The following is a 14779-nucleotide window of genomic DNA, read 5'->3' on the forward strand; positions in this document are numbered from 1 at the left end:
GTCAGTTCAGCTCCTCGAGGGCCTTGGTCTTGCGGAAGCTGATGATCGAGATCGTCGCGACCACGACGAAGATCAGGATCGTGAAGGCGGAGGCGAGGCCGTAATCGCGGGTCTGTCCGGTGAACGCCACCTTGTAGACCATCGAGATCAGGATGTCGGTGTGGCCCACGGGGATCGACACATCGCTGAAGCGCGGGCCTCCCTTGGTGAGCATGTAGATCAGGTTGAAGTTGTTGAAGTTGAACGCGAACGACGAGATCAGCAGCGGCGCGACGGTCACCAGCAGCAGCGGCAGCTTGATCCGGCGGAAGACCTGCCACGGGTTCGCGCCGTCCATCACGGCGGCCTCGTTGACGTCCTCCGGGATGCCCTGCAGCGCCCCCATGCAGACGAGGAACATGTAGGGGAAGCCGAGCCAGAGGTTCACCAGCAGCACGGACACCTTCGCCAGCACCGGGTCGGTGAGCCACGGGATGGCCGCGCCGCCGAACAGCACCTGGTTGATGAACCCGAAGCTCTCGTTCATCATCCCGGCCCAGACGAGCGCGGAGAGGAACGCGGGGAAGGCGTACGGGAGGATGAGGATGATGCGGTAGCCGTTGCGGAAGCGCATCCGGGTGTTGTTGAAGACCAGCGCGAGCAGCAGGCCGAGGAAGAAGGTCGTCGCGACGGACACCAGCGCGAAGACGAAGGTCCAGACGGTGACGGAGATGAGCGGGCCGCGGATGGACTCGTCGGTCACCGCGCGGACGAAGTTGTCGACGCCGACCGTCGTCTGCCAGCCGGGCAGCAGCTGCTCGCCGTCCTCGGCGGTGAACGCGCCGTCGCCGGTGTCGCTGTAGACGGTGCCGGTCGCGGTGTCCGTGATCGTGTCGGCATCGGCGTCGTACGCCAGCGTCGAGACGTAGAGGTAGCCGTTCTGCCCGTCGGGGGCGCGGAGGCTGCCCTCATTGGGATCGTCGCTGAACGGGACGGAGAGCTGCTCCAGCTCCTCCGACAGCGTGAAGACGGTGGCGAGCGGAAGCGTGGTCCACCCGTCGACGGCGACGGCCTTGCCGCCTTCGAACTGCGCGTCGACCTCGGCGAGGGGCTGCTCCGCGGTGCCGAGGAGGGCGTCGCCGTCCTCGGGATCCGTGACGAGGAGGCCGTAGGTTCCGAACTGCTCCACCACGGTGACGGGATACGTCGGAGAGTCCTCGACGCGCTCCTGCGCGGAGGCGAGCAGCGACGAGATCGCCTGCTCCTTGCTCCCGTTGTGGCCGGTGCCGTAGTTCGTGAAGCCGATGTAGCCCGTGTAGAGGAGCGTGAAGACCTGGAACAGGACCAGGAAGATGATGCCGGGGGTGAGGTACTTCGCCGCGATGCGCTTGCGGGAGAAGTAGATGTAGTTGACGACGACCGTCACCGCGACGACGAGGCCGAGCACGAGCCACTCCCGCTGCACGAGCAGCACGAACACGGCGTAGACGGCGATCGCGTCCACGATGGCCAGCAACAGGATCTTGAGCAGCATCCACCCGATCGGTCGGGAGGCCGCCTCGGCGATCTTCGCCGCCTGGCGCTGCCGAGGCGTGGGGGGCGCGGTGCGCTCTTCGGTGTCTGTCATGTCGTCCTCGTCATGGTCCTGCCGGGGCGGGCTGGGCGGCCCGCCCCGGCAGGGTCGTCATCTGGTCGGCCGTTACTCGATCGCGGCGGTCACGTCGTCGACGAGCTTCTGCCACGTCGCCTGCGGGTCCTCGCCGTTGATGATGGCGGCCTCGGCCACACCCCAGAACTGCCAGACCGCACCCATGGCGGGGATCGCCGGCATGGGGACCGCGTCGGCACCGACGGCCTGGAAGCCGGCGATGATCGGGTCGGACGCCGCGGTGTCCGCGGCCGCTGTCAGGGCCGGGAGGACGTTGCCGGCCGTGAACAGCTCCAGCTGCACGTCCTCCGTGCCGAGGTAGTTGACGAGGAAGTCGTTGGCCGCGACCTTGTTCTTCGACTCGGCGCTCACGAAGAAGCCCTTGACGCCGGCGAACGGCGAGGCCGTCTCCCCCGTCGGGCTCGGGATCGGGTCGATCTCGACGTTGATGCCCGCGTCGGTGGCCGCGCCCACGTTCCACGGACCGGTCAGCCAGAAGGCGGCGGTGCCGTCGAGGAACTGTTGCTTGGCGATCTCGCCGTCGATGTCGGTGTTCAGCGTGCCTGCGGCGCCCTGCGCACCCAGCCAGTCGGCGAAGGCGAAGCCGCCCTCGCTGCCGAGCTGCAGGTCGGTGGGGTCGTAGCTGCCGCTGTCGTCGGTGCCGAAGACCGGTGCATCGAACGCGGTCTGGAACGGGTACAGGTGGTACGGGTTGCCCTCGGCGCCCTGCTCCACGACGAACGTGCCCTTCGAGACCATGTCGTCGAAGCTCGTCGCGGGCTCGGGGACGAGGTCGGCGTTGCGCAGCACGGCGATGTTCTCGACGGCGTACGGAAGCATGTAGACGGTGCCCTCGTAGGTCGCCGCCTGGAGGGCGACGGGGAGGTAGTCCTCCGAGCTGTCGCCGAGCTCGATCGGCGCGACGACACCGTTGGTCGAGAGCTCGCCGAGCCAGTCGTGAGCGCCCATGACCACGTCGGGGCCCTTGCCGGTCGGGACCTGCTGGATGAAGTCGTCCTTCATGTCGTCGACGGACTTCCCCACCAGCTTGACCGTGACACCGGTCTTCTCCTGGTACGCGTCCGCCGCGCCCTGCAGCGCGTCGACCCGCTCGGCGTCGACCCAGACGGTCAGCGTGCCGCCGCTGTCTCCACCGGAGGAAGAGTCGTCGCCGCCGGAGCCGGTCGAGCAGCCGGCGAGCGTCAGAGCCGAAACGATGGCGATGGCGCCCGCGGCGACCATGCCCCTCTTGTTCACCTTCATTGGTGTGTGCCTCTCTCAGTGCTGAGCGCCTGCAAGACTGCAAGCGCTTACAGTATGCATCGTTTCGAGAGGCGATCACAATCCGCGAAGGCGTTGATATCAACCCGTGATCGGCCCGACGCGAGACACGCGTTATGAAAACGCTTCCATATCGGACAGAGGTCAGACCTTTCGAGGCTCCGCGGCAGAGTCTGCGGGGTTCCGCATGGGGCTCATCTGCGAGAGCATCGCTGAATGGGGATCCACGTTCGACCGTCTGCTGCCGCCCTCGCCGTCGTCCTGTCCACGGTCGCACTCAGCGGGTGCACGGGTGCGGGAGGCGCATACTCCGTGCTCGATCGCGAAGCCGAGGCGCGGGACGAGGTTCCTGCCGATCTGCCCGGCTACGCGTGGGACGACGTGGACCAGGCGACAGCCCGGTTCGTCGGAGAAGGCGACGGGACGTCCCTGTGGCTCGCTCGCGCTCGTGACGATGCCGCAGCGTGTCTCCTCGCCTACGTCGACGCTGACACGTGGGTGATCGGGTGCGGTGGGAACGGGGCGCCTTTCTCGATCGGGGGCGTCACGGGCACGTTCACCGTGGTCCCCGACGGTGCGCCTGCTCCAGACGGGATGACTCGGGTGTCCGACAACGTCTACACGGCGACCGGAAGCTAGCGGGCCCCGGCCCGGGCGGGTACCGGAGGGTCAGCGCGCGCCGGCCCCGAGCAGACTCCACGCGCCGGAGTGCGCGTGCCGGGCCAGCAGGAGCTGCTCGCCGTCGCGGATGACGGCGGTGACGCCGGGCAGAAGGAGGAAGTCGTGCCTCGCCCACGGGACTTTCCGCACACCCGCGGATACGGTCTACCTTCGGGGCATGGGTTACGAACTCCCTTTCGCCGCCTTGCCCGCCTCCCAGACCGATGTGACCTACGAGTACGGGCCGGACTCCGAGCTGCGCGCCGGCGTGGCCGCTGGCCGTGTCGAAGAGATCACCCATGAAAGCGTCGTCTTCCCGGGGACCACCCGGAAGATCTGGATCCACCGCGCAGCCGGCCATGACCCATCGCGTGCGAGCGCCGTCATGTTCTTCAACGACGGCTGGTGGTATCTCGACCCGGAGCTGAGCGTTCGCGCCGCGATCGTCTTGGACAATCTCGCAGCGGCCAAAGCGATACCCCAACTGATCGGAGTGTTCGTAGACCCAGGTGTCGTCGCCTCCGAAGGAGGGCCGATCAAGAACCGCAACGTCGAGTACGACGCGTTCGACGATCGCTACGCGACGATGCTGATCGACGAGATACTCCCACTCGTAGCGACACGCGCAGTGATCTCGACTGACCCCATGGCACGCGGAATATGCGGCGGAAGCAGCGGAGGCAATGCCGCGATGACCGCGGCGTGGACTCGGTCGGACGCCATCGGCCGGGTGATCGCGTTCAACCCGAGCTTCGCACAGATGCCGGGCGGGAACCCGTACCCGCACTTGCTCACCCAATTCGAGGCTCGCGCGACACGAGTCTTTCTCCACGCTGCTCATCGCGACCTCAACTGGAACTCGACGACAGACAACTGGTTCGCGGAGGGCCTTGAGACCGGCGCGGCGTTGGCCCGCGCGGGGTACGACTTCCGCCTGGTCGTCGGCGATGGCGGCCACAGCCCAAATCATGGCGGCGTTCTGCTCCCCGATGCCTTGCGATGGCTATGGGCCTGACCAGCGGGCCGACCCGTCATAGACTGGCCCAATGGCTGACAGTTCCTTTGACATCGTCTCGAAAGTGGATCGCCAGGAGGCCGAGAACGCCCTGAACCAGGCGCGCAAAGAGGTGGAGCAGCGCTACGACTTCAAGGGGACCGGCGCTTCGATCGCCTGGAGCGGCGAGCAGATCCTCATCACCGCGAACACGGAGGAGCGCGCGAACGCCGTCCTCGACGTTTTCCAGTCCAAGCTCATCAAGCGCGGCATCTCGCTGAAGAGCCTCGACTCGGGCGAGCCCTTCGCCAGCGGCAAGGAGTTCCGCATCCTGTCGAGCCTGAAGGACGGCATCTCGTCCGAGAACGCGAAGAAGATCGGCAAGATCATCCGCGATGAGGGCCCCAAGGGCGTGAAGAGCCAGATCCAGGGCGACGAGCTGCGCGTGCAGTCCAAGAGCCGCGACGACCTTCAGTCCGTGATCGCGCTCCTCAAGGGCAGCGACCTCGACATCGATCTGCAGTTCATCAACTACCGGTAGGGGTTGGCTCTGACCTGGGGTTCTTAGTCGCGAGTCCGCAGGGAGTCCGCAATCCCCAGCACTTCACCCATGAACGTGGCCGTCGCGGAACGCGTCTTGTCTTCCGCCGACGGCCACAGGTGGCTGTAGACATCGAGCGTGATCGACGGCTGAGAGTGCCCTAGCGCGCGTTGCACAGTCACCACGTCACAGCCTGACGCGATCAGGTTCGACGCGAAGGTGTGACGGAGTGCGTGCAGCGTGATCCCTTCGTCGAGGCCAAGAGCTTCACGGACCTTGCGCCACTCATGTCCAGCGTTGTTCCGGTTGTACAGGTGCCCGCGCGGGGTTCGGAACAGGAAGGCATCAGATGAGACGCGTGCTTCACGTGCCAGCATCTCGACGAGCTCCCGCGGCACGAACACTTCGCGCTCCGAACCCGCCTTCGGCGGTGCCACCTTGGTGGATGGAACAGATGTGCCCTGCACCTGCCGACGAACCGCGATCGTTCCCCGGCCGACGTCAATATCACCCGCCTGTAGCCCCGCGGCCTCACCCAACCGCAAGCCCGCGAAAGCGCACACTGCAACGAACAGGCGGAACTCCCCCGCCGCCTCGAGCGCTGCCGCCACCTGATCTGAAGTCAGGATCTTGATTGCCGTCTCGGCCTTTTGTTTCCGTGGCGTTTTAACTCGCAATGCAGGGTTGCGGGCGATCACCTGATTGTCGACCGCTGCCCGGAACGCCATCTGCACGTAGTTCAGTCGGGTGCGGATCGTCGAAGCGGCCAACCCCCGATCCCGCTCGACAGTCACCCAGCCCTGCACATCGGCCTGCTTGATATCGCGGATCGAGCGGCGACGCCACGGTACTGACTCCACCGCCGTCAGCGCCGCGCTATGGGTTCCCGGCGCCCACACCTGCATCGCCATCCACGACGACACCCATTCATCCCAGGAGACCCGGCCGGCAGCCGGGTCCGCCCACTGCCCCGTCACCACTGCGGCCGTCTGCTCGTCTAGCCACCTCTGAGCCTCGCGCTTCGTCTTCCGATGCGCTGAGTGCTCCTTGCCATTCTGATCGCGGTAGCGCGCGCGCCAGACCCCGCTAGGCCTCTGCTTGATGCTCGACACGCCTAGTCCCATCTCCACCGTCTAGAAGGTCGTAGATATCGCCCTCCAACTCCGCGATCCACTCCGCATATGGGGAGTCCGGCGGAATTCGGCCGTCTTCCCGCATTCGGCGAACACTGCTGAGAACCTCGTCCGCCGACTCGGCGCCAATCTTGAAACTCCTGTTGGCGGCAAGCAGTTGACCTCTCACATCTCGGAGCGCAGCGAGGGCTTCGGGCCCGCCATCGCCACCGCTGATCATCAGAGGCAAGGTCACATTGAAGACCCGGGCGAGAGCGAGGGCTTCGTTCAGACGGATCGGACGTTCAAGCTTCTCGGTTCGGCTCACGGTCATCTGTGAGTAGCTGGGCCACCCGGCGGCGACCATTCGGCGCGCCAGCTCGCCCTGGCTCCAACCGCGGTCTTCCCGCAGTCTCTGGACGGCTTGGGCGAAAGCGGCTTCTTCAGTGTGTTCCACATATCGAGTCTCCCACACAAGTGTGGGGGTGTTGCAGAATCGTTGGGGGCTATGCAATACTGTTTGTACGCCACAATTTTGATGGAAGGAGAACGCATGACCCTCACCGCACTGCCGGAGCCTGAACTGCTCACGGTCGAGGAGGTCGCCGAACTGACCCGACGCACGCCCGCGTCGGTTCGATGGCTCATCCACACGAACCAGATCAAGTCCGGCAAGATCGCCGGTCGTCGACTTGTCCGCCGCTCGGACCTCAACGAGTTCATCGAAGCGGGGTTCACGGACGCAGGATGACCCAGACCGCCAAGCGGGCGAAGTTGGACCCGCGCGACGTTGACAGGCTCATCGTCTACGCGATGAACGAACTAGAACGTCACGGAATGTCATTCGTCAATGACAGCGGCTTGTTGGTGTGCATCGGCACCTCAACCGGCCAAATGACTCGGCTCGCCCGAGACGCCTTGCGGATCTTCGGTCCCGAGAAGGCCCGCCAAACCATCGACGAACACATAGCCAATCTGATCGAGGTAGAACGCGAGTCCTACCGATCCGGCACTAGCCGACCCAAAAAGAAAACCGCCGACCTGCTGCAACAGGGCGACGGTCGAAGTCACATCGAAGGGAACCGAAAATGACTGGTAACACCAGTATCGCAGATGCGCGCGCCAACCGCACCTTGTTGGCAGCGGGGGCGGAGAGTACCGCGGCAACTCCGCCCCCAACCCGCCGCGATCCCGGCTGGGACGAGTACTCGGCAACCTACCTGCGGGCTCACCCCGAGGTGTCAGCAGCGGCGCCCTCGTGGACCGAGGAGCTCGAGTTCCTGGACATCGAAGACGAGGTGGAGGGGACTGTCTTCTCCTTCTCTCGGACCATCCGGGATGTCGAGCTCTACGGCGGGGGACGTCTCCACCAGGACGGCCGCGTCGAGCTCTACGACAACGGAGTGCCGAACATCTATATCCGTGCGGAACTTCGCGCGGACCAAGACCCGGATGTCGCGCGTTGGGCGATGGATGTGGCAGAAGACCTAGTGGCCGCTGCGTTGTTGTTGCGCGCAGAGCCGAAGTTTTTGCGGCGGCCCGCTCAGGTCGACGCCGAGTTGCAGAGGCTGGACATCTGATGGCCTGCCGGTTCGGTTGGTGCGATACGCCCGCCGCAATCCATGCCGACGACATCAGCTATCACACGCGGGAGTTGGGGCACGGGATGCTGTTGGCTGTCCAGACCGATGGAACGCCGATCAGCAACTGGATGCCCGACTGGGACGAGTGGTGGATCGATGAGCCGGGGGAGATCGACACCGAATACGCGAGCGTCGTGGAGACGCTACGCGCCCTCCCCGACAACTATCGGCGCTTCCGCGCCGAACTCTTGAACGACCCGATCTTCGCTGACGAGGTCGCCACCATGCAGGCCAGGGATAAGGAGTTGAGGAACCGTGGTCGAAACCAAGCCTGACCGGGGAGCTGTGCGGGCCTGGGCTCGCTCGAACGGTATCCCCGTCTCGAAAACCGGCAACATCGCACGTCACGTCCGAGAGAGCTTCCTGGAAGCCCACCCGGAGATGAACACAGAGCTGGAAGCACGCAGTTCCCGTCCGGACCTGTTCGCCCTCGCTGACGACATGGTCGAAGCAGAGATGGTGCGCACCGGCCGTTTGAGCTTCGGACCGCCGGCGGACGAACAGCGTCGTGAAGAGCCGCGGTCCCTGGCTGAGTGGCTCAGGCTACGCGACGAGCTCGCGGACGCGATCGCGCAGCATGTCGGCGGTTCTGGGTCGTTCCGAGAGGCAGCCGAAGCACTCCTCGTCCAGGGCTGGATGCGGAACGCTGCCGCCTGACAGACCGCCTCGTGCCCTCATTTCGGTGCCCCTCGTCCCCAGCGATGAGGGGCACCGTCCGTTTCAACTGAACACAGACCCTGGGGAAGGGGACCACATGACCACTCAGAAGAAGGAGAGCGCGTTCGAGAGACGCATGAAGGAGTTTCACGAAGCACGCGAACGGAACGCAGCCAGCCGGCAGCGGGCAAAGGGGGGTGACGATGACCGATCTGTTCACGAAGCTCCCGCACTGGCTGATCAGGGAGAGTGAATACCTCGACGGCAACGAATTGCTGCTGTACATCGCGATGCTGAGCCGCGCGAACTCGAAGGGGATCTGCTTCCCGAGCGTCAGCCTGCTGGCCAAGGAAGCGCGGATGTCGGAGAGCACGGTCCGCCGTACCCGCAAGCGCTTGGTCGATAAAGGTCTCGTGACGGTGACGCGGCGGATGATCGGCGATTCACGGAACGACTCGAACCTCTATCAGGTCGCGTTGCCGAAGCGCCCACCGGTCAAGTTCATCGAGGACGACCCTGTGGATAACTTGCCGCCCGAACCGCATGATGACGTTTCGAATGGCAGTCACAGTGACTGGGGTGGTTCCACGGTGACAGTACCCCCCTTTCAGGGTGACTGGTGGGGTGGTGTCACGGTGACTGGGGAAGAAGAACCATTACAAGAAGATCCATTGAAGAAGACTCTTAGCGTCGAAAACGACGCATTCGAGTTCAGCGACCTGGGGATAACAGAAGCGCAATGGTGGCTTCTGTCCGACCTCTACATTCACCTCACAGGCAAAACGCCTAGTGACCGCACTCAAGCCGAATGGCGCGTACTGAGCTCAGATGACGCTCGCGAGCTCATCGGCCGCTTCTACTCAAACGTTGGCAGGAACGACGACTACACCGGACCGGAGTACGGGACGCCCGCCTACGCGGAACTAACCGAGCGCGGCAAAAAGTGGGCCGACGGCGGGATGATCCCCGACAACGTCCTGACCGGAGAAGCCGCATGAACCGACCCGAGGCGTCCGGACCGCAACTCAAAGAAGGGAGAACCCGATGCGCGCAGCAGCCCCGAAGCCACTCAACTTCCGAGCACTAAGCAACGCCTGGGACGACCCACTCGCATTCGCCCGCGAGCTGAGCAGGTATTACAAGCAACTGGAGGCGTCGGGGCATCGAGCACGCTGCCGTGACACAACGACATCAGGAGACTCCGATGAATGAACTTGAACGGAAGCTGCGCGCACTGCTCGAAGGAAAGCGAGGCACCTCCCGCGCGGATAGTGCAGCGTTTAGCCCTTCCCAGCGCGGGATGGCCCTCAACGACAACCGGGCGCTTGCTAGGGCTCTCGGCGCCGACACCCTTGACGACCAGTCGTACTAACCGAAAGCCGTGGACTCAATGAACAACACCGACGAAGACACCCCCGCAACGGGATTCCGTAACCCTGCCGGTCTCGAACGACTCGAACCCGCCCTGTACTCACCCGAGGGCATGCACCGAGCATCCGAGGGACTCTACGTCCCCGAGGACGAGACATGACCCGCTTCTACTCGGCACCACACAGATACCAACAGAACATCAACGACGGCCAAGAAGCAGCAGTCACCCGGGCCGTCCTCCAAAACCCGACCGGTGCAACCGAACCAGGGATCGCGATCATCGTCGGCCGGCTACCGAAACTCGTGATCCCAACATCAGACGCAATCCGCATCGCAACAGACATCGCGGATGCTGCAACCAATCAGAACAACTAAGGAGACACCATGGCACTCGACCAGTTCAGCAACGAGGTCAACGCGCTTCGCGACGCCGCAAGCGCCCAGATCCGCACCTTCCAGAACGACCGCGAAGCCGTCAAGACGAACCCCAACCTCAGCGCAGCCGGCAAGCAGCAGGTACTCGACGAGTCCCGGGCAAGCGTCAAGGCCGAGCTCGCGAAGCTCAGCCAGCAGGAAGAGGCCGCCATCGCGAAGAAGCTCGACTCTCTCGAGCAGTCCCTGCACACTCGCCTCGGAGACAGCGGCGCAGACCTCATCGCAATCCGCGACGCCGAGGAACGGGCCGACAACCTCGACGAGCAGCCCGATGCCGTACGTGCAATCAAGCGCGCCATCCGCTCCAACGACCGCCCGCTGGCCTACGCCGTCATCCGACGAGCCAACGAGATGGGATGGACGGAAGCGATCGACGCAGCCGCAGAGGCATACCCCGACGCAGGGGAAGCCCTTCGCGATATCCGGGACCTCACCCGATTCCGGGACGACATCAGCCAGGTCCTCTCCCGGCAGATGTCCTACTACATCAGCGACCTGTGACCGGCATCGTACGCATCGGGGAACACAGCTTCACACTCCCCGACGAGGAAGCCCGGGAGCTGGGCGAGGCGGCGATACGGACTGCGACGGGTCGTGGCGGGTGGCTGTCACCCGACGACAACACCCTCATCGCAGTCACACCGGGCACACCGATCAGCATCACCATCACAGGTGAGTTCACTGTCGAGAACGTGCCCAACGCGAAACCAAAGCACATCCTCAATCGAGGCCACCAGCCGCGCCAAGCACGCGTCTGGTGAGAGACAGAGGTGGCCAGGAGATAGGACCCTGGCCACCTCCCCCTCCCCTCCCCTCAGCGGCCCCCCCGAAGGTATAGGGCCGATCTCTCCCCGAGCGCCGCAAACAAACGGCCCTTGAGGCCCGTGGCGTGGCACCTGAGCGGCGTTCGGCCGGTCTCCCCTCTCCAGTGAGGGAAGACGTGACCAGGCGCCCAGAACGACAGGCCGCGACGAGGAAACCGCGAGATTCCGCGGTTTATCCGTTACAGGAAGGTATCCACATGGACAAAGAACACTCGCTCCAAACGAAGAGGGAGACATCAACATGACCGGACGGCAGGCTCCGCGAGGGCTACAGAACCCAGGGCGAAAGCTATGGGATTCCATCACTGACGAGTTTCAGATGAACGATGCAGACCTCGTTCTCCTCGAAGAGGCCTGCCGAGTGAGAGATCTCGTCGTCACACTCTCGAAGCAGATCGAGACTGACGGGGTGATGGCACAGTCCTCTCAGGGGGTCCGCGTACATCCCGCAGTCTCCGAGGTCAGGCAGCAGCGTCTCGTACTCGCGCGCCTCTTGGCGACCCTGGAGATCCCCGCGCCAGAAGATGACAACCTGCCGCCTTCGACAGGTGTGCGACCGCTCGGGGCGGCCTGATGCCGCGGCGTTCATCCGTGCGACGCAAGCCACCCGCACCCTCTGAGCTCGACGGACTCGGGATCGGGCCGAACTCACTGCGACCGTGCCCGAACCCCGGCCCTGCTGTTCCTGCGACTGAGCGGGTGAGGATCCTCGAGGCCTGGATCGGAGAGCGCGTGGACTGGTCCAGCAGGAGGGCAGCCCATCACTACACCTACGGCTGGCCCGGCGGGTTCGAAGCCATGTTGAACGAAGAAGAGGCCATGCACCCGGTTCCGGACGTGCCCTTCGACCCATCAATGATCTAGAGGAAAGAGAACTGTTGTGAACCCTTGGGAAATCGTTAGTTGGATCGGCGCGATTGCGGTGTCGATTGTGATCATCGGCCTGTTGGTCGTGTTCGTGAAGGGTCTGGTGAAGCCGTCGTCGCCGGAGCATCCCGTTGATCGGATGGCGCGGCGGCTGGGGGGTGACTCGCGTGGATGATCTGGATCTGGCGCGGCGGGTGTCGGCGATGGTGATCCTGGCGGAGCCGTCTGAGCGGGAATCGGTTCTTCAGAGGGAGATCCCCTTGGACCGGTTTGCTCGTGTGCTTGCCCTGCTGCCGGGGGTGATGGCGGCGACGGTCGATTCGATCGTTGCGCGGGATAAGCGGCACCGGCTGGCTGTCCAGGGGGTCCTGCGTACGTTTTTGCAGGAAACGAAGCAGTAGCGGCGATTGAGCCGGACAGGGCGTCTCGACCTCATTGGTCGGGGCGCCCTTCGTAATTCAACAGGGGATGTCGCCTAACCCTCTGCGTGGCCTTCGGGCTGTTTGGAGGTGCCGTAGTGGCACAGGAAATCGGTGTGGCCTATGTGAGCTTGCTCCCTTCTGGGACGGGCTTTTCGAAGGCGGTGGACAAGGAGGCACAGCAGTCGTTTTCGGCCGCTGAGAAGCGTTCTACGGGCTTCTTCGCGTCTTTGCGGAGCGGTGTGGGGAGGATCGTCGGCGGTGTGGGGTTGCTTGCCGGCACGGTCGGGGCGATCGCGCTGGGTGGGGGCATCTCGCGTGCTCTCAACATCGAGGACGCGACCGCGAAGCTTAAGGGTCTGGGGCATGACACGAAGGCCGTTGAGGCGATCATGCAGGACGCTCTTGCTTCGGTGAAGGGCACGGCGTTTGGTTTGGATGCTGCGGCGACGACTGCGGCTTCTGCGGTTGCTGCGGGTATTAAGCCGGGTCAGGAGTTGGAGCGGTATCTGCGGTTGACGGCGGATGCGGCGACGATTGCTGGCACGTCGATGGGTGAGATGGGCGACATCATCAATCAGGTGACCTCTAAGGGTTACGCGGGGATGGAGAACCTGAATCGGTTGACGGAGCGGGGTATCCCGATCATGCAGTGGCTCCAGAAGGAGTATGGGGTCACTGCGGATGAGCTTCAGAAGATGGTGTCTCGGGGTGAGGTTGACGCGGCCACGTTCCGTAAGGCGATCGAGGACAACATCGGTGGCGCGGCTCTCGAGTCCGGCAACACCACTCGCGGGTCGCTCGCCAACCTCGGCGCCGCACTCAGCCGACTCGGGGAAGCGTTCGCTGGCCCTGCTCTGGGGCTCGCTAGGGACTTCTTCGGTGAGCTGACGACGATCGCGGACGGGATCACCGCTCGGGTGCAGCCGGTCGTTGAGAAGTTGCAGTGGACGCTCGACGGGATCGACTTCCAGTTCTCCGACTCGGTGCTGAACACTCTCGACCGGATCGTGACTGGGTTCTCCGAGCTCAAGGGCACCTTCTCAGGGATGGAGGGGCTCACACCGGTCTTCACGGCGCTTGCCGGCGCGATGGCCCCGATGGTGGCCGCTCTTCCAATCATCGGCCGATTCCTTCCCGTCATCTCTGGACCGGTCGGTGCCGTGATCGGTTTGATCGCTGGCCTTGTGATCGAATCCGACGCCTTGCAGTCTTCGCTTCTCGGGCTCGGTGAGACGTTCAAGCCCCTGGGCGCTGTGCTGCAAGAGTTGGGGACAACGGTCGGGCCAGTGGTGGCGGATTTGCTCGCGCGCCTCGGTGACCAACTCGCTGAGGTGGTGCCGCTGCTCGCCGACGTCCTGGTGGACGCGATCTCTCAACTGGCCCCGCCGCTGGTAGAGCTGCTGGTGGCGTTGCTTCCGCTCCTGCCCCCGTTGATCGAACTGGCCGTGGACATTCTGCCGATCCTTACGCAGGCGCTTCAGATGCTCATCCCGGTTCTTGTGCCGTTGATTCAGGGGTTGGCGGAGTTGACGGCGTTTGTGGTGAATCTGCTGTTGTTCTTGAATGGCAACACAACCATGGACGAGTGGGGCCGTCAGATTGAGGGCACCCAGGGGCCGATCATCGATATGGCGCGTGGGATCAATGAGTGGTTGGCGCCGGCGTTGAACTTCTTGATGGGGTTGGTGTCGCAGGCGGCATCTACCTGGAATGCTGCATGGTCGCGGGTTACGTCGTTCTTCAGTTCGGCGGCGACGAACATCAGCGGGACTGCGACGCGCATCTGGTCGACGCTCACCTCCTCTTTCAGTAGTGGTGTGAGCCGAGTCGTGACGATCTTCACTGCCCTGCCGCGTCACATTCAGAATCTGTTCGCGGGTGCCGGTTCGTGGCTAGTTAGTTCGGGTCGCGCCTTGTTGCAGGGGTTCATCGACGGGATCAACTCAATGATCCGCGACGTCGGTGACGCGATCGGTGGCGTGTTGAGTTGGGCGCAAGGGTTCTTCCCGCATTCGCCCGCGCTCCGTGGCCCGTTCTCGGGTCAGGGCTGGGCTGCCGTTTTCGATGGTGGCCAGTCGTTGATGGAACAGTTCGCGTTTGGTGCGGAGTCGTTCCGTCCGCAGTTGTCGTTCTCGAACCTTGTCGGGTTGACGGGTGCCGCGACTGTTGCGGCACCGCGGATGCCGTCCGAGCTCGTGATCCGTGATGTGAACGATCAGCTTGTGGGACGGATGGGTGTTGAAGCGGATGCGCGGATCGGCCGCTACGACCAGTCCTCGAATGCATGGTCGCGTGGTGGAGCGCGCCTCTAGCCCCCACTGTTCAGGGCTCGTGTCAGATGTCGG

20 protein-coding genes are annotated in these 14779 nt (G+C 64.1%); 15 read left to right on the plus strand and 5 right to left on the minus strand.

Annotated elements, in window-relative coordinates:
* Position 1: 1 nt before the first annotated feature.
* Positions 2–1606, minus strand: coding sequence for a maltose ABC transporter permease MalF (malF, locus tag AC3B5L_RS13820; protein WP_187662259.1), 1605 nt, complete (start codon positions 1604–1606; stop codon positions 2–4).
* A 72-nt stretch (positions 1607–1678) separates the two neighbouring features.
* Positions 1679–2890: a sugar ABC transporter substrate-binding protein gene (locus AC3B5L_RS13825; RefSeq protein WP_187662260.1), complete on the minus strand. Its 1212-nt coding sequence runs from the start codon at positions 2888–2890 to the stop codon at positions 1679–1681.
* Between the two features lie 234 nt (positions 2891–3124).
* Between AC3B5L_RS13825 and AC3B5L_RS13830 the strand changes: the two genes are divergently transcribed.
* Positions 3125–3547 carry a hypothetical protein gene (locus tag AC3B5L_RS13830; protein ID WP_268776659.1) on the plus strand — a complete coding sequence of 141 codons (423 nt, stop codon included), beginning with the start codon at positions 3125–3127 and terminating at the stop codon, positions 3545–3547.
* Positions 3548–3577: 30 nt separating this feature from the next.
* Here AC3B5L_RS13830 and AC3B5L_RS13835 read toward each other — a convergent pair whose 3' ends face one another.
* The gene (locus AC3B5L_RS13835; RefSeq protein ID WP_268776658.1) at positions 3578–3718 is read right to left on the minus strand and encodes an NUDIX hydrolase; all 141 of its coding nucleotides are present in this window, start codon (positions 3716–3718) and stop codon (positions 3578–3580) included.
* Between the two features lie 28 nt (positions 3719–3746).
* On the opposite strand from AC3B5L_RS13835, the gene AC3B5L_RS13840 reads away from it, so the two are divergent.
* Together AC3B5L_RS13840 and AC3B5L_RS13845 are read left to right on the plus strand one after the other, a co-directional pair.
* A complete protein-coding gene (locus AC3B5L_RS13840) occupies positions 3747–4583 on the plus strand; it encodes an alpha/beta hydrolase (protein WP_187662262.1) in 837 nt (278 codons plus the stop codon).
* Between the two features lie 31 nt (positions 4584–4614).
* Entirely contained in the window at positions 4615–5103 is a 489-nt protein-coding gene (locus tag AC3B5L_RS13845; RefSeq protein WP_187662263.1) for a YajQ family cyclic di-GMP-binding protein, read from the plus strand.
* 23 nt (positions 5104–5126) lie between these two features.
* Here the strand turns inward: AC3B5L_RS13845 and AC3B5L_RS13850 are convergent, their stop codons facing one another.
* Positions 5127–6215, minus strand: coding sequence for a tyrosine-type recombinase/integrase (locus AC3B5L_RS13850; RefSeq protein WP_490095873.1), 1089 nt, complete (start codon positions 6213–6215; stop codon positions 5127–5129).
* Positions 6190–6672, minus strand: coding sequence for a helix-turn-helix domain-containing protein (locus AC3B5L_RS13855; protein ID WP_315637778.1), 483 nt, complete (start codon positions 6670–6672; stop codon positions 6190–6192). Before AC3B5L_RS13855 ends, AC3B5L_RS13850 begins: the two co-directional genes overlap by 26 nt.
* Positions 6673–6768: 96 nt before the next feature.
* Between AC3B5L_RS13855 and AC3B5L_RS13860 the strand changes: the two genes are divergently transcribed.
* From AC3B5L_RS13860 to AC3B5L_RS13915, 12 genes are all read left to right on the plus strand, one after another.
* Positions 6769–6966, plus strand: coding sequence for a helix-turn-helix domain-containing protein (locus AC3B5L_RS13860; protein ID WP_315637777.1), 198 nt, complete (start codon positions 6769–6771; stop codon positions 6964–6966).
* Positions 6963–7307, plus strand: a complete 345-nt coding sequence (locus AC3B5L_RS13865; protein ID WP_490095874.1) for a hypothetical protein — start codon at positions 6963–6965, stop codon at positions 7305–7307. The genes AC3B5L_RS13860 and AC3B5L_RS13865 overlap by 4 nt, the downstream gene beginning before the upstream one ends.
* Complete coding sequence (locus AC3B5L_RS13870) at positions 7304–7795, plus strand: hypothetical protein (protein WP_490095875.1); 492 nt, start codon at positions 7304–7306, stop codon at positions 7793–7795. The genes AC3B5L_RS13865 and AC3B5L_RS13870 overlap by 4 nt, the downstream gene beginning before the upstream one ends.
* On the plus strand, positions 7795–8133 hold the full coding sequence (locus AC3B5L_RS13875; protein ID WP_490095876.1) for a hypothetical protein: 339 nt from the start codon (positions 7795–7797) through the stop codon (positions 8131–8133). The genes AC3B5L_RS13870 and AC3B5L_RS13875 overlap by 1 nt, the downstream gene beginning before the upstream one ends.
* Positions 8114–8515 (plus strand): Lsr2 family DNA-binding protein, encoded by a 402-nt coding sequence (locus AC3B5L_RS13880; RefSeq protein WP_490095877.1) that lies wholly within the window; start codon positions 8114–8116, stop codon positions 8513–8515. The genes AC3B5L_RS13875 and AC3B5L_RS13880 overlap by 20 nt, the downstream gene beginning before the upstream one ends.
* 203 nt (positions 8516–8718) lie before the next feature.
* Positions 8719–9513, plus strand: a complete 795-nt coding sequence (locus tag AC3B5L_RS13885; RefSeq protein ID WP_370428651.1) for a helix-turn-helix domain-containing protein — start codon at positions 8719–8721, stop codon at positions 9511–9513.
* 529 nt (positions 9514–10042) lie between these two features.
* Positions 10043–10261: a hypothetical protein gene (locus tag AC3B5L_RS13890; RefSeq protein WP_490095878.1), complete on the plus strand. Its 219-nt coding sequence runs from the start codon at positions 10043–10045 to the stop codon at positions 10259–10261.
* Positions 10262–10270: 9 nt separating this feature from the next.
* Complete coding sequence (locus AC3B5L_RS13895) at positions 10271–10822, plus strand: hypothetical protein (protein WP_490095879.1); 552 nt, start codon at positions 10271–10273, stop codon at positions 10820–10822.
* Positions 10819–11082 carry a hypothetical protein gene (locus AC3B5L_RS13900; RefSeq protein ID WP_490095880.1) on the plus strand — a complete coding sequence of 88 codons (264 nt, stop codon included), beginning with the start codon at positions 10819–10821 and terminating at the stop codon, positions 11080–11082. The genes AC3B5L_RS13895 and AC3B5L_RS13900 overlap by 4 nt, the downstream gene beginning before the upstream one ends.
* 304 nt (positions 11083–11386) lie before the next feature.
* Positions 11387–11719, plus strand: a complete 333-nt coding sequence (locus AC3B5L_RS13905) for a P27 family phage terminase small subunit (RefSeq protein ID WP_423794727.1) — start codon at positions 11387–11389, stop codon at positions 11717–11719.
* A 460-nt stretch (positions 11720–12179) separates the two neighbouring features.
* Positions 12180–12413, plus strand: coding sequence for a hypothetical protein (locus AC3B5L_RS13910; RefSeq protein ID WP_490095881.1), 234 nt, complete (start codon positions 12180–12182; stop codon positions 12411–12413).
* A gap of 116 nt (positions 12414–12529) precedes the next feature.
* The gene (locus AC3B5L_RS13915; protein ID WP_490095882.1) at positions 12530–14746 is read left to right on the plus strand and encodes a tape measure protein; all 2217 of its coding nucleotides are present in this window, start codon (positions 12530–12532) and stop codon (positions 14744–14746) included.
* Positions 14747–14779: the final 33 nt, after the last annotated feature.

The sequence above is a fragment of the Microbacterium sp. C-MGS6 genome, assembly GCF_058140415.1.